The 14,293-nt window shown below is 67.2% G+C and carries 16 protein-coding genes; all 16 read right to left on the bottom strand.

The features are described 5' to 3' along the window. Nucleotides 1-82 precede the first annotated feature (82 nt). Complete coding sequence (locus RIB45_RS03820; protein ID WP_350048896.1) at nucleotides 83-445, bottom strand: hypothetical protein; 363 nt, start codon at nucleotides 443-445, stop codon at nucleotides 83-85. 128 nt (nucleotides 446-573) lie between these two features. Beyond that, nucleotides 574-1,107: a hypothetical protein gene (locus RIB45_RS03815; protein ID WP_350048895.1), complete on the bottom strand. Its 534-nt coding sequence runs from the start codon at nucleotides 1,105-1,107 to the stop codon at nucleotides 574-576. Nucleotides 1,108-1,127: 20 nt separating this feature from the next. Further along, the gene (locus tag RIB45_RS03810) at nucleotides 1,128-2,003 is read right to left on the bottom strand and encodes a DUF2927 domain-containing protein (RefSeq protein WP_350048894.1); all 876 of its coding nucleotides are present in this window, start codon (nucleotides 2,001-2,003) and stop codon (nucleotides 1,128-1,130) included. Beyond that, nucleotides 1,948-3,042, bottom strand: a complete 1,095-nt coding sequence (locus RIB45_RS03805) for a hypothetical protein (RefSeq protein WP_350048893.1) — start codon at nucleotides 3,040-3,042, stop codon at nucleotides 1,948-1,950. Before RIB45_RS03805 ends, RIB45_RS03810 begins: the two co-directional genes overlap by 56 nt. Next, nucleotides 3,039-3,386, bottom strand: a complete 348-nt coding sequence (locus tag RIB45_RS03800; protein WP_350048892.1) for a hypothetical protein — start codon at nucleotides 3,384-3,386, stop codon at nucleotides 3,039-3,041. The genes RIB45_RS03805 and RIB45_RS03800 overlap by 4 nt, the downstream gene beginning before the upstream one ends. 134 nt (nucleotides 3,387-3,520) lie before the next feature. Beyond that, nucleotides 3,521-5,242 (bottom strand): hypothetical protein, encoded by a 1,722-nt coding sequence (locus RIB45_RS03795; protein ID WP_350048891.1) that lies wholly within the window; start codon nucleotides 5,240-5,242, stop codon nucleotides 3,521-3,523. A 222-nt stretch (nucleotides 5,243-5,464) separates the two neighbouring features. After that, complete coding sequence (locus RIB45_RS03790; protein ID WP_350048890.1) at nucleotides 5,465-6,085, bottom strand: GNAT family N-acetyltransferase; 621 nt, start codon at nucleotides 6,083-6,085, stop codon at nucleotides 5,465-5,467. A 31-nt stretch (nucleotides 6,086-6,116) separates the two neighbouring features. Beyond that, nucleotides 6,117-7,406, bottom strand: a complete 1,290-nt coding sequence (locus tag RIB45_RS03785; protein ID WP_350048889.1) for a M16 family metallopeptidase — start codon at nucleotides 7,404-7,406, stop codon at nucleotides 6,117-6,119. Beyond that, a complete protein-coding gene (thrC, locus tag RIB45_RS03780) occupies nucleotides 7,403-8,809 on the bottom strand; it encodes a threonine synthase (RefSeq protein ID WP_350048888.1) in 1,407 nt (468 codons plus the stop codon). The genes RIB45_RS03785 and thrC overlap by 4 nt, the downstream gene beginning before the upstream one ends. 19 nt (nucleotides 8,810-8,828) lie before the next feature. Further along, complete coding sequence (locus RIB45_RS03775) at nucleotides 8,829-9,668, bottom strand: mechanosensitive ion channel family protein (protein WP_350048887.1); 840 nt, start codon at nucleotides 9,666-9,668, stop codon at nucleotides 8,829-8,831. Nucleotide 9,669: 1 nt separating this feature from the next. Next, nucleotides 9,670-11,169 carry a carboxypeptidase M32 gene (locus RIB45_RS03770; RefSeq protein ID WP_350048886.1) on the bottom strand — a complete coding sequence of 500 codons (1,500 nt, stop codon included), beginning with the start codon at nucleotides 11,167-11,169 and terminating at the stop codon, nucleotides 9,670-9,672. A gap of 13 nt (nucleotides 11,170-11,182) precedes the next feature. Continuing rightward, entirely contained in the window at nucleotides 11,183-11,932 is a 750-nt protein-coding gene (locus tag RIB45_RS03765) for an SURF1 family protein (protein WP_350048885.1), read from the bottom strand. Nucleotides 11,933-11,973: 41 nt separating this feature from the next. Next, nucleotides 11,974-12,396, bottom strand: a complete 423-nt coding sequence (locus RIB45_RS03760; protein WP_350048884.1) for a DUF983 domain-containing protein — start codon at nucleotides 12,394-12,396, stop codon at nucleotides 11,974-11,976. A gap of 150 nt (nucleotides 12,397-12,546) precedes the next feature. Beyond that, entirely contained in the window at nucleotides 12,547-13,383 is an 837-nt protein-coding gene (locus RIB45_RS03755) for a cytochrome c oxidase subunit 3 (protein WP_350048883.1), read from the bottom strand. Between the two features lie 75 nt (nucleotides 13,384-13,458). Beyond that, complete coding sequence (locus RIB45_RS03750; RefSeq protein WP_350048882.1) at nucleotides 13,459-14,070, bottom strand: cytochrome c oxidase assembly protein; 612 nt, start codon at nucleotides 14,068-14,070, stop codon at nucleotides 13,459-13,461. Between the two features lie 13 nt (nucleotides 14,071-14,083). Further along, complete coding sequence (locus RIB45_RS03745) at nucleotides 14,084-14,260, bottom strand: cytochrome c oxidase system small membrane protein (RefSeq protein WP_350048881.1); 177 nt, start codon at nucleotides 14,258-14,260, stop codon at nucleotides 14,084-14,086. Nucleotides 14,261-14,293 lie beyond the last annotated feature (33 nt).

The following is a 14,293-nucleotide window of genomic DNA, read 5'->3' as shown; positions in this document are numbered from 1 at the left end:
GCGCCGCCATTGGCGGGGCACGGGGTCCAAGAGACCGGGGGGCGGTCCGCCGATCGACTGCGCGCGCTGCGCGGCGCAGCGCTCATCGCTTGGCGTCGTCCGAGGAAAGCCCCTGCGCCGCCAGCGTATCGAGGGTCTCGCCGAGCAGCGTGTAGGTGAGGAACGGCGCGGCGAGGCAGGCGGCGAGCGAGGGTAGGACCACGCGCACCGGCTGCTCGATCAGGGATTCCCACAAGACCCCGCCCGTCGCGCCGATCCCGACGAGGTAGGCGAGCGCATAGGTCCCCGCCAGCCAGCCATAGGTTCGCCGCCAGGAGAACCCATGCGCCCGCGCCGCGCGATACCGCAGCCAGAAATGCCAGGGCGTGTGCATGACGGCGCGTACGGCGAGGGTGGCGACGGCGACCTGGGCCGCGGACGCCAAGACCAGGTCCGCGTTCCGCATTGTTGGATCAACCCCGCGCCCCTCAAGTGCTTGGAGAAAGATGATGGAGCAATAGAAAGTCACGCATAGCAGAGCGTCGACAGTCGCCTCGACGCCGATTGCACGCGCGCACCGTGCGTGGCGCGACCTCATTGCAAAGCCTCGTACCGAAGGTCAATCATCGCCTTGCCAAGCGCTTCACGGTGGGATTGTTTGGAGAAATCAAAACCGCCGTCAGCGAAGGTTTTCTCCACGGCGCCGCGAACGCCGGGATCGCCGAGCTCATCTGCAAGGAATTTTTGCAAGCCGCTGAGATTGATCAACCGGCTCAACTCTCCCGTCACCTCCGGGCGCTCCGCTTCCGGGAATTGTGCGAGCTCGGCGTCCAGATGCTTCTGCACCAGCGCCTGCTCGCGCTCGACCAGCGCGTGGTCGAGCGCCTTGCCGGAAAGGCCCTTCAGATCGTCGGGAAGCTCTCCCGTCCTGAGGGTGTCGAACAGCGCGAAATTCTCCGGCGCCAACTTGTGATGGACCGCGCGCATCACCGACGCCGCGCGCTCGTCGACCAATTCGCCGGCCGGACTGTCGAGCGCGCCCAGAGAGTTAAGCGAGGTGACGTCCGCCGCCGCGCCGAACCAGTGCGAGCGCACGGCGCCGTCTTCTTCCTGCAGGATCTCGTCCATCCGCCGCGAGGCCTCCATCTTCACCAGCTCGGATCGCGCAGCGGCTGGTAAAGACCCTCCAGTCCTTCCGCCTCATAGGCGGCGAGCAGCTCGGGAATGATCTCGCGCACCCGGATCATCGCCTGCTCCCGCGGCATGCCGTCGCTCAGCCTCGGATCATACAGCGTACGCAGCAGAATCTTGTCGTTCAGCGGGAAGTCGAGGCGCAGAGCACGGTGCTCGACAAAAAGCGAGTCAAAATCTTGCACTGTGTCGCCCATCAGACCCAAACTTTGAATAATTTCTTCCAATATGCAGTTAAGATAATCAGAATCTTCTGCCAGCGGGCTAAAGACCACATCGATTCTTGGATGATACTCTTTTTTGTTTTTGACAAAGTTTACAAAGCACGCGTAGTGCTCGATACCTCTTCTTAGGATGTTTTTCTCTTTTAATAAAAAAAATTTATGTTCGTATTCCTTTTTTGATGGAAGCACTATCCTAATGTTTGGAGATGTTATCGAAGCTGGGGAAACAATCCACACGCGCCTTCCGATCAGCTTTTCCAATTCTTGCGTGAAGTTTGCGGCCTGGCCGCGAACCTCTGAAGCAACGTTGGAAAACCCCAGGCGAAGCGGGTACTCCCATCTCGTCAGACGATGACGAAACAACTCACGCTCAGTTTCAGGCGTAACGTCGTCTCGGAACGCCACCTTTTCGAACCGATCGATAAGCGCTTCGGGTCCGGCATGCCTGGCCGTCTCGGGCGTCGATTGATGATAAAGCGCAACGCCGAGCGCGATCCCCGCCCCGACAAGCGAGGCGAGGAGAACGCTCGGACGCCGCAATGAGACGCACGCTTTAGCGCCCACGACGCCCTCTACCTGAGGACTTGTCGCCGCGAGACGGTTCTTCACCGTCCAAAAATCCTTGCTCTCGCAACCATTTCAGAAGTCGCCGACCAAAGGCGGTTTGGGCGTCGCCGCCGCCGGGCTGCAGCGCAGGCCGCCGACCGGGTGCGGGCTTTCTCGGCCGCTGTCCGTCCGGCAAGGGGACCAAAGGCGGCGGCGCGCGCGGGTCGTCCGGCGTTTCTTCCGGTGTGTTTAGCTCAGGGTCAGGCTCGTTCTCTTCCTCACGCTGGGGTGCAGAAGGCGCATCGAGGCGCGGTCGACTGATATCCCCATGCTCGAACCTATCGGTTCGATCCGAGACGCCCTCCACCCCCGGCGGCCCGTGGAACAGCAGTTGCTGCACGGTCAGCGCCTCGTGGAGGGCGTCCAGCTGATCGTCCGTCATTTGATCCGGCGGCGTCTCCAGAAGACCGTCGAGGCGCTCGCGCAGGCGGGCTTGCGCCTCGGGCGCGCTGGCGTAAGGAGCGCCGTCCGGGTCGCGCACCGGCTCGCCTGTGCGCGGGTCGGTCAGGATCGTGCCATGCTCGGGATCGAACCGTTTTTCCGGCCAGCCGAGGTCTTCACCGCTCGACGGATCGACGGTCGAGGGCGCGCCGGTGTCGGGATCGTGGAGCTTCCAGGGGAAGCGGCCGTCGCCGCCGTCATCTCTCGGGGCGGGGTGCGACGTCGAGCCCGGCTTACCGCCGGTCTCCGCATTCCCCGCCGGGTCGGTGCGCTCGGGTCGGGAGGCGTCGGTCTCAGCGCGCGAGTCCAGCTCGGTCAGGTAGACGGGCGCTTCCTCCCGGCCATACGGCCGCCGCTCCCAAGTCCGTCCCGTCGCGGCTGGGTCGTCCCAGCGGCGCTCCAGGGCGGTCGCCTGAGGCGGCTGCGGCGGCCAGGGCTCCACGTCGACCGGCCGGATAACGGGACGCGGGTCGGGCCGCTTGAACCCGGTGTGCACGCTCACGCCCGGATAGGCGCGCGCCCATTGGCGGGTCACGTGGTCGAGCAAACCCGGGTCGCGCTCTGCCGATGGACTGCGCGCGCTGCGCGGCGCAGCGCTCATCGCTTGGCGTCGTCCGAGGAACGACCCTGCGCCGCCAGCGTATCGATCGTCTCGCCGAGCAGCTTGTAGGTGAGGTACGGCGCGGCGAGGCAGGCGGCGAGCGAGGGGAGGACGATACGCACCGGCTGCTCGATCAGGGATTCCCACAAGACCCCGCCTGTCGCGCCGATCCCGACGAGATAGGCGAGCGCATAGGTCCCCGCCAGCCAGCCATAGGTCCGCCGCCAGGAGAACCCATGCGCCCGAGCCGCGCGATAGCGCAGCCAGAAATGCCAGGGCGTGTGCATGACGGCGCGCACGGCGAGGGTGACGAGGGCGAAATGAGCCGCCCCCGCGAGGATCAACGATGCGAACGAGACCGACGCTTTGGGAGATATGTCCTGGAAACCGACAATCGCGGTGTAGGCGATTATGCAAATCGCTCCATCGCAAATTATTTCGACAGATACGGCGCGCGCGTATTGGAAAAGGCGGGCGTTCACGGCAACACCTCATACCTTAGGTCAATCATCGCTTTGCCGAGGGCTTCACGATGAGAACGTTGTGAGAAGTCGAAACCGCCCTCTCCAAAAGCTTCTTTGACCGCGTTTCGAACGCCCGTATCTCCTAAGAGGTCGGCGAAACGCTTTTCGAGGCCGCTGAGATTGATCAACCGGCTCAACGCCGCCGTCACCTCCGGGCGCTCCGCCTCGGGGAACTGCGCGAGTTCGGCGTCCAGATGCTTCTGGACGAGCGCCTGCTCGCGCTCGACCAGCGCGTAATCGAGCGCCTTGCCGGAGAGGCCCTTCAGATCGTCGGGAAGGTCCCCCTTCCTGAGGGTGTCGAACAGCGCGAAATTCTCCGGCGCCAGCTTGTGATGGACCGCGCGCATCACCGACGCCGCGCGGTCGTCGACCAGTTCGCCGGCCGGACTGTCGAGCGCGCCCAGAGAGTTAAGCGAGGTGACGTCCGCCGCCGCGCCGAACCAGTGCGAGCGCACGGCGCCGTCATCCTCCTGAAGGATATCATGCATCTTCTCATATTTGAGGGAATTGAGCGGGATCGAGCTTTGCGGCTCCATCCGACCTCGTTTGTCGCGACGCTCCTTGCGGGTCTCGCCCGCAGCCGGCGCCGGCGTCTCGCGGGCGGTCCGTTCGCCGGTGGAGCGATCCAGCCGGTCGAGCTCGGCCGCCGCGACCTGTACGCCTTCACCGCCGCCGTCGTCCGGATAGGCCTCGCGGATGCGTTCGGCTTCTTTCAGGAACGCCGACGCGCGCATTCCGCCGTCGGCGGCCTCGGCGCGCAGGGCGTCGAGCGCGTCCTCGCGGCTGAGGCCGCTGTTGTGGTCGGGGGCCGGGGCGTCCGCTTTCAGCGGTGTCGGCCCGCGCTCCAACCACGCCTGCTCTTCGGCCGCCTCTTCGGGCGTCATCCGCTCCCACCGGCCGGTCCAGCCGTTCCATCTCCAGCCCGGCCGCATGATCATCGGCCGCGGGTGCGGCGGATGCTCGCCCGGGCGGGCGGGAAGCTTCTGGAGCTTGGGCTTTTCGTCCCGCGCCGGCCAAGGCTCCACGTCGCCCGGGCGGATCGCGGGCTGCGGGTCGGGGCGCTTGAACCCGACGTGCCGGCTCACGCCCGGATAGGCGCGCCGCCATTGGCGGGTCACGTGGTCGAGCAGGCCGGGATCGCGCTCGCGCCAATAGCGCGGGTCGCGCATCAGCGAGCGGATGCGATCGTCGACGGTGGCGCCCTGGGGCGTCAGGGGCGCTGAGCCGGGCGGCTCTTGCGCGATTTCGCGGAGGTCCCCGCCTTCGCGGGGACTCGGCCGCTGCGGGGCTTGGGCGGCGTTGCGGCGCGCCAGCGCCTTCAGGCGATCCTCGCGCTGACGCTCGGCCGCCTGGTCCGCCGCCGTTTTGCGGGCGCGGGCGGCCTTGTCGCGGGCGGCCTGTTCTTTCTCCCGCTCAGCCTTCCGGGCGCGGATCGCGGCCATCTGGTCGGGGCGGGCGGAGTCGGGAGCGGAGTCGGGGGCGCCGCCGGACGCGAGATCGGGGCCGGCGTCGGCGTCGGCGCTTGATATAGAGAGGTCCCCGCCTGCGCGGGGACTCCCGAACGCGGCGGCGGGGGCCGGCGTCCCGGCGGCGGGCTGGGCGGCCAGGGCGCCCGGGCCGGCGGGGGCGTGCGAGGCGGTGATCTCGTCCGCCGCGCTTTGATGGGTTCCGGTCACGAAAAACTCCTATAACGGGCGCCGCCGGGCGCGCCAAGGGGTGTCGGGGGAGGCGGCGCGGTCTGGGCGGCGAAGAGAAACCGAGGATCGGCGCGCGAAACCCGCAGCGGCCGATCCGACGAACCTGGTCAGCCAAGCGTAAAAATCTCACTTTGTCTACTAAAAAGTGTTATGTGAGCGTTATTGTTCTCTGTTGTATAATCATATGTAGAACAAAATTCCTCAGGGTCGCTCCTCCACCGGCACGGCCGGGCGGGGATCGCTCGCCAGGATGGCGAAGGTCTCGTGATCCTGCCATTGGCCGGCGATGCAGAGATATTTCCGCGCGATCCCTTCGCTCTGGAAGCCGGCCTTGAGAAGGAGCCGACGGCTGGCCTCGTTGTGGGTGAGGCAGGCGGCCTCGACCCGATGGAGCTGGAGGCGACGGAAGGCGAAGTCGAGGGCGAGGTGCAGCGCCTCCGTCATGTAGCCCTGGCGGATGAAGGGCTGGCCCGTCCAGTAGCCGACATTGGCGCTCTGCACCACGCCGCGGCGCACGTTGGCCAGCGTCACGCCGCCGACCAGCCGGTCGCCGTCTCGCGTGAAGACGAAAAAGCCGAAGCCCGTGCCGGCGCGCCATTCCATCAGGAACCGGTCGAGGCGCCGGCGATAGCCCTGGGGCGTCAGCGCGTCGCGCGGCCAGGTGGGCTCCCACGGCTCGAGGAAGCGCTTGCTCTCGCGGCGGATGGCGATCCAGGCGCGCTGATCGCGCCGGGCCGGGCAGCGGATGTAGACGCTGGGGCCGATCAGCCGAAGGGTCGGCGCGCGCCGCCCGAAGAGACCGAAGAGACCCGCGCCGCTCACCGCTCCTCCGCCTCCCGGCTCGCCGGCGCCGTCACGCCGCGCGCGCAGCGCCCGGCAGGCGCGCGGCGATCGCCTCGTACGTCTCCAACCGCGACAGAGGGCCGAGCGCGGCGAGCGTCGGCGGCGCACGGAACAGCGTCTCCGCGGCCGAGCGCACGGCCTCCGGCGTCACGGCCTCCAGCTTCGCGATCTGCTCCTCCACGGGAATCGCCCGGCCGTGGATCAGAAGTTGCTGTCCCAGCTGGTCGCAGCGCGCGCCGGTGGATTCACGCGCCATCAACATGGCGGCCTTCACCTGGGCGCGCGCGCGCGCGACCTCCTCCTCCGGCGCGGCCTCAGCGGCGGTGCGCGCGATCTCCTCGCACAGGACGGGCACGAGCTCCTCGACGTCGGCTTCGCCGGTGCCGGCGTAGACGCCGAAGATCCCGCTGTCGGCGAAGGCGCTGTTGAAGGAGAAGATGGAATAGACGAGGCCCCGCTCCTCGCGGATCTCCTGGAACAGGCGCGAGGACATGCCGCCGCCGAGCAGCGTGTTTAGGACGGCGGTCGGATAGAAGTCCGCGTCCGCATAGGCGGGTCCGGGGAAGCCCAGGATCAGATGCGCCTGTTCGCTGTCGCGGATCTCGCGATGCTCGCCGCCGGTGTAGGCGGCGTCTTCGACCGCCGCATCGCTGGTCGCCGGCAGGGCGTCGAAGGCCTCGGCCGCGCGGGCGACGAACTCCTCATGCTCCACCGCCCCCGCGGCGGCCAGCACCATGCGGTCGCCGGCGTAGCGCCGCGCCATGAATCCCTGCACCGCATCGCGCGTCATCGCCCCGACGGTGTCGACCGTCCCCAGCACCGGCCGCCCCATCGCCTGGGCCTGGAAGGCCTGCTCCTGAAAGTGATCGAAGATCACGTCGTCGGGCGTGTCGAAGCACTGCCCGATCTCCTGCAGGATGACCGACCGCTCGCGCTCCAACTCGGTCGCGTCGAACGTCGGATGCAGCATGATGTCGGCGATGATGTCGAGCGCGAGCGGCGCGTCCTCCGCCAGCACTTTGGCGTAATAGGCGGTGTTCTCGCGCGCGGTGTAGGCGTTGAGGAGTCCGCCGACGGCCTCGATCTCCTCGGCGATGCGCCGAGCGCTGCGCCGCTCAGTGCCCTTGAAGGCCATATGCTCGAGGAAATGGGCGACGCCGTTGATCGCCGCCGGCTCGGCCCGGGCGCCGGCGCCGACCCATACGCCGAGGCTGACGGTCGCCACATGCTCCATCCGATCGGTCGCCACGGTCAGTCCGTTCGACAGCCGGGTCGTCCGGATCGTCGTCTCGTCCGTCATACCGGGGCTCCCGCTCTATTGTTCGCGCGGATGGCGTCTTGCAGGTCGCCGAGACTGTTGCGCATCTCGGTAAAGCGCTCGGGCCGGTCGTAGAGATCCGACAGGCGCTCGGGCAGGGCGGGACGGATCCCCGTCGCCGCCTCGACCGCGTCGGGGAACTTGGCCGGATGGGCGGTCGCGGCCGTGACCAGCGGCGTGCGCGGGTCGCGCCGCGCGGTCCAGCCGGCCAGAATCCCGATCGCGGTGTGGGGGTCGACCAGTTCGCCCGTCGCCTCCAGCACGCCGGCGATGGCGGCCGAAGTCTCCGCGTCGGTAAAGCGCGCGCCGGCGAAAAGCTGGGTCGCGCGGCTCCAACGGCCCTCGTCCAGCGGCAGTTCGCCTGACGCCCGGAAGGTTTGCATGACGTGGGCCGTCTTTTCGCCGTCGCGGTCGAGCAGGTCGAACAGCAGGCGTTCGAAATTGCTGGAGACTTGGATGTCCATCGACGGGCTCAAGGTCGGCGCGACGGTGCGGATCGACATGTCGTTGGATTCGAAAAACCGCGTCAGGATGTCGTTCTCGTTGGAGCCGACGATCAACTGGCCGACCGGCAGCCCCATCTCACGCGCGCCGTAGGCCGCGAAGACGTTGCCGAAATTGCCGGTCGGCACGGCGAAGGCGATCTCGCGATCGGGCGCGCCGAGGGAGACGCCGGCGTGCGCGTAGTAGACGATCTGGGCCATGATCCGCGCCCAGTTGATCGAATTGACCGCCGAGAGATTGACCTCGTCCCGGAACAGCGGGTCGTTGAACAGCCCCTTCACCAGATCCTGGCAATCGTCGAACGACCCGTCGACCGCGATATTGTGGACGTTGGCGGCGTCCACCGTCGTCATCTGCCGGCGCTGCACCTCCGAGGTCCGGCCCTTGGGATGGAGGATGAAAATGTCGATCATGTCGCGGTCGCGGCAGGCCTCGATCGCCGCCGAGCCGGTGTCGCCCGACGTCGCGCCGACGATCGTCACCCGCTCGCCCCGGCGGCTCAAGATATGGTCGAACAGGCGGCCCAGCACCTGCAGCGCGAAATCCTTGAAGGCCAGAGTGGGACCGTGGAACAGCTCCATCACCCAGCTGTTCGCGTCGAGCTGCTTCAGCGGCGCCACCGCGTCATGATCGAAGCCGGCGTAGGCGTCGGCCAGCAGATCGGCCAGGGTCGCCTCGTCCAGCGCGTCGTCGACGAAGGGGGCCATCACGCGCGCCGCCAACTCGACGTAGGACAGGCCGCGCAGCGCTTTCCAATCCTCGGTCGCGAAGCGCGGCCACTCGGCCGGGACGTATAGGCCGCCGTCGCGGGCCAGGCCCGTCAGCAGGACGTCGTCGAAGCCGAGTGCGGGGGCTTCCCCGCGAGTGCTGACATACCGCATGGAGGCGACGCACCCTCTTCTATTCGGCCGCGGCCTGGATCATGTGCACGTCGCGCTGCGGGAAGGGAATGGTGCAGCCGGCGTCTTCGACCGCCTTTTTCGCGCCCTTCTGAACGTCCCATTTGACGGCCCAGAAATCGGCCGTGGAGACCCAACAGCGCAGGTTGATGTTGATCGAGCTGTCGGCGAGCGCGGTGACCATGGTCATCGGCGGCGGCTCCGCCTTGATCCGGTCATCCGCCTGCATGAGCGCCATCAACGCCTTCTGGGCCGCATCCACATCGTCGTCGTAGGCGATCCCCACCTCGAAATCGAGGCGACGGGTAGGATTGCGCGAGTAATTGGTGATCGCCTGATTCCACAGCGCGCTGTTCGGCGCGGAGATGTAGACGCCGTCCGCCGTGGTGAGCGTCGTGGTGAAGAGGCCGATCTCCTCCACCGTGCCGCCGAGCGATCCGGCCTGGACATACTCCCCGACCTTCAGCGGGCGCAGCGCCAGCAGCATGATGCCGGCGGCGATGTTCTGCAGCGTGCCCTGCAGCGCCAAGCCGATCGCGAGGCCGGCCGCGCCGAGGACCGCGATGATGGAGGCCGTCTGAACCCCGAAGCGGCCGAGCACGGCGACGATCGTGATGATCAGGATCGTGTATTTGACGAGGCTGGCGAGCAACGGCTTGACGGTGCCGTCCATCCGCTTCTGGCGATCCAGCAGTTTGCGCACGGCCGCGCCGACGCGCCCGGCGATCCACCAGCCGACGATCAGGATCAGAATCGCGCTGACGATGTTCTCGCCGTACTCCAGCACCATCGGCGCCGCCTGATCGTACAGCGCCTGCATCTGCTGCGTGGTCTCTTCCATCTCACTCGGTCTCCAGATAGCGGCGCTTGAGATGCGCCTGGAACGCCGTCGGATCGAGCGGCCGGCCGGTCGCCCGACGGATCACCTCCTGCGTCGGATAGCGGCTCGCTTGAGAGTGCACAGCCCCGGCCAGCCAATCAAGCAGCGGCGTAAAGTCGCCCTCGGCAAGGCGGGCGGGGATTTCCGGCCGCGCTTCCTGCGCGGCCGCCATCAGCTGCGCCGCCGTCATGGCCCCCAGCGTATAGGTCGGGAAATAGCCGAACGCCCCGTCGAACCAGTGAATGTCCTGCAACACGCCCTCGCGGTCGGTGTCCGGCCGAACGCCCAAGAGCGCCGAAAGCTCATCCCGCCACGCGCCCGGCAGATCGTCGACCGCGAGATCGCCCGCCATCAACGCGCGTTCGAGGCGCGTGCGCAGGATGACGTGCGCGGGATAGGTCACCTCGTCCGCCTCGACCCGGATGAGGCTCGGCGTCACCTGATTGTAGAGGCGCTTCAGGTTGGCGGGCTCGAAGGCGGGGTCCGGACCCAGGGCGGCCGACATTCGCGGCGCCAGCCAAGCGATGAATTCCGGCGATCGACAGGCCTGCATCTCCACGATCAGCGACTGGCTCTCATGCATCGCCATGCCGCGCGCCCGGCCGACCGGCTGGCGCGCCCACGCCGACGGAAGCTGCGCCTCGTAAAGCGCATGGCCGCATTCATGCAGCGAGGCCATCACCGCCATCGACGGATCGTCCTCCTTCACCATGATGGTGATGCGGTTGTCGCCGGGATAACCGGTGGAGAAGGGATGCGCGCTTTCGTCCAGGCGTCCCCGCTCGAACGGGAAGCCGACGCGCGCCAGCAGGTCGCGCACCAGCGCGCGTTGCCCGTCGGCGGGGAACGGACCCTGCGGCGCCGCGGGCGCCGGGGCGCGCCCCTGCTTCTCCAGCACAGCCGCCAGAAAATCCGGCAGAAAGGCGGCGTAAGCCTCCAGCACCGGGACGACGTCGTCCGCCCGCGCGTCGGGCTCGTACTGGTCCATCAGCGCATCGTAGGGGTCGAGACCCAGCGCCTCGCCCTTAACCGCCCCGATCTCGCGGGACAGCCGGACGACCTCCTCCAGATGCGGGCGAACGGCGGCGAAATCATCCTCGCCCTTGGCCGTGCGCCAACGGGCTTCGCAGGCCGAACAAGCGCGGCTGTGCGCAGCCACCAGATCGACGGGCGCGGCGGCTGCATGCAGGTGGTCTCGGCGCATCTCGCGCAGATTGGCCGCCGCCCACGGGTCCTCGGGCGGCGCCTCCTCGGCGGCGCTCAGCAACTCGCCCAGCGCAGGGTCGGTCAGCAGTTCGTGCAGCACGACCCGCAGTTCCGCCAGCTGATCGCCGCGCGGTTCGGCCGCGCTCGCCGGCATCATCACGGCGGCGTCCCAATGCAGAACCGTCGCACATTCCTCCAGAACCGCGATGCGGCGAAACCGCGACTCGAGGTGCGAATAAGCGTCGGCGGCGGTCATGGGCTCCCCTGGGTTAGGATCGGGTGTCGCCGGCGGTCTTGTCGCCGCCGCGCGGACGCCGGTGGTAGACGACGTAGATCACCGCCAAGGCGATCGCCAGGAAGAACCAGGTCAACGCGTACTGCAGGTGATCGTTGCGGATGTCGAGGCGCCACTGGCGGGAGACGGGGTAAAGACCCGGCGTCTCGTCCCGACCGTCGACGAGGTAGTAGTTCGGCAGTTCCGCGGCGAGCTCCGCCTCCATCTGGTCGAGATTAGGGTCGTACCACATGTTGTTCTGCGGCTCGTTCTCCGGCAGGAAGACGCGCTGCAGGCCGGTCACCTCGCGGGGGAACCGCAGGATGCCCTCGACGGTGACCGCGCCGTCGATCAGGCCCTGCTCGCGGGTCTCCCGCTCGCGCTTGTCGAAGGGGACCCAACCGCGGTTGACCAGGATCGTCTGCTCGCCGTCCACGTCGGTGCGCTTGAGCGGCGTGAGGACGTGGATCCCGGGGTTGCCGTTGAGCGATCGGTTGAGGAGATAGAATTCCTCCTCATGCAGGAAGACGCCCTCGGCCTCGACCTTGCGGTACTCCCACTCCTCGCGGTCGAGGGCGGGGGTCGCGGGCAAGTCGACGGCCTCTGCTACGGCGCGGCTTTGCAACTTGTCTATCAGCTCCTCTTTCCACTCCAGCCTCTGCAACTGCCACACGCCCAGCCAGACGAGGACGATCACCGATGGAATGGTGAAGAGGGTCGGGATCAGCTTGGGCCGAAACGGCATTGGGGTCTCCCATTACGGCGCGCACCGGATCGTGCGGCGTCTCAGTCTTGGTCGAAGCTGCTGCGGCCGGTGTCGCCGGCCCGGTTGACGAACTGCAAGGCGATCAGCAGGCCCTTGGCCTTGGGAATCGAGAGGATCGTCAGCACCACGATCAGCGGCGCCGTCACCGCCAGCGTTCCCCAGACCGACCAGTCGTAGCCCAATAGAAAAACCATTCCGAAGCCGACGCCGAGCGCGCCGATCAGCAGAATCAGAAACGGCACGGCGCCGTCGCCGGCGTCCTCACCGCTCAGATCCAGCCCGCATACGCCGCAGCGCGGGGCCACTTTGAGGAAGCCGCTATAGAGCCGCCCCTCGCCGCATCGCGGGCACCGCCCTTTCCAGCCGGTCGCCCATGGGCTAGGATAGCGATTCGGATCGGGCGCCGCCTCCTCGTCTTCGGGCTGTTGGTGCGGGTTGCTCATCGCTCTCTCAAAGGCTCTTTGACGGGGCGTTGGAGCGGTCGGCGCTCGCTTGAAAAAACGGCGGGCGCCGGTCCCGATCGGCCGGCGCCCGCCCCCTTGATGGTCGTCGCGTCTCGCGCGGGCGTCCGAAGCCGCCCGCCAGGCCGCCTATCAGGCGCCCCACCAGTAGATCGAGACGAACAGGAACAGCCACACCACGTCGACGAAATGCCAGTACCAAGCGGCCGCCTCGAAGCCGAAATGCTGATTCGGCGTGAAGTGGCCCTTGTAGGCGCGCACCAGGCAGACCGCCAGGAAGATGGTGCCGACGATTACGTGGAAGCCGTGGAAGCCGGTGGCCAGATAGAAGGTCGAGGCGTAGATCCCGTCGGTGAAGCCGAAGGCGGCGTGGCCGTACTCGTAGGCCTGCATCGCGGTGAAACAGACGCCCAGAATGACGGTCAGCCAAAGGCCCTGAATCAAGCCCTTCCGATTGCCCTCGCGCAGCGCATGGTGCGCCCAGGTGACCGTGCAGCCGGACAGCAGCAGGATAAGCGTGTTCATGAAGGGCAGATGGAACGGGTCGAAGGTCTGGATCCCCTCAGGCGGCCAGACGCCGCCGGTGGCCTCGACGCGGCCCGGCATGTTGGCCTGATCGACGAACAGGCTGGCGTCGAAATAGGCCCAGAAGAACGCCACGAAGAACATCACCTCCGAGGCGATGAAAAGCGCCATGCCGTAGCGCAGGCCGAGCTGCACGACCGGCTTGTGGTCGCCGGCGTTGGCCTCGCGCACCACGTCGCGCCACCAGTAGAACATGGTCGCCAGCACCAGGACGATTCCCGGCACAAACTTGATTACGCCGAGTTCGAGACCCAGCAGATCCGGGTGCATGTAGAGCACTGCGCCCATCGCAAGCACGAAGCCGGACAGCGCGCCGAGCGCGGGCCACGGGCTCGGGTCGACCAGATGATAATCGTGATTGGGCGCGTGATGTTCGCTTGCCATCCTACTTCCCCTAGGTGACGGGGCCCTTCCCCCAAAAAACTCCGATGACCGGTTTTCGGTCCGCCGCCTCCGGGCTTACTGCGTCCCGGCGGCCGCGTCCAGGCTCGAGACCTGCTCGCTCGCCTCGCCCTTCTTCGGAAAGAAGGTGTAGGAGAGCGTGATCGTGTTCACATCGTCCAGATCCGGATCTTCCTCGATCGCGGGATCGACGTAGAAAGTGACCGGCATGTCGATCGACTGGCCCGGCGTCAGCATCTGTTCGGTGAAGCAGAAGCAGTCGATCTTGACGAAATACTGACCCGCCTTGATCGGCGTCACGTTGAACGTCGCGGTGCCCAGCGTCTCGTGATCGGCGAGGCTCTCCGCCTTGTAGAAAGCCAGATGCGACTCGCCGACCTTGACCGTCATCGGCGCCTGCTTCGGCCGAAAGGACCAGGGCAGGTCCTTGTTGACGCTGGCGTCGAACCGCACGGTGACCTCGCGGTCGATAACCTCGCTCGACCCGGCCCCGACCTGGGTCGTGCCGCCGAACCCGGTGACCCGGCAGAACAGGTCGTAAAGCGGAACGCTGGCGAAGCTCAACCCCACCATGGCGACCACCCCGCCGGCGGCGGCCAGCGCCGTCTTGCGGTTCTTCGCCGCGCGCGCCGCGCGGGGATCTTGGGTCCGGGTCGCTTCGTCGTTCATCGTAGATCCGCCTTCAGTAGCCCGAGCTCATCTTCACGATGGAGACCAGGTAGACGATCACCACGAAGGCGACCACCAACCCCGCAACCGCCAGATTCTTGCCGCGCTGGCGGCGGTGCACCTGCTTCGGGTCGCGGCGGATGTCGCCGTCGAATTCCTCGTTCTCGTCCTTCAAAACCTTCGCCGTCACTTTCCCGCGCTCCTTCGGATGCGTTTGCCGCGC

Source organism: Marivibrio sp. (assembly GCF_040218065.1).
GTDB lineage: Bacteria > Pseudomonadota > Alphaproteobacteria > UBA8366 > Aestuariispiraceae > Marivibrio.
The sequence above is the reverse complement of the archived record's forward strand: the minus strand, read 5'-3'. Positions and strand labels throughout refer to the sequence as shown.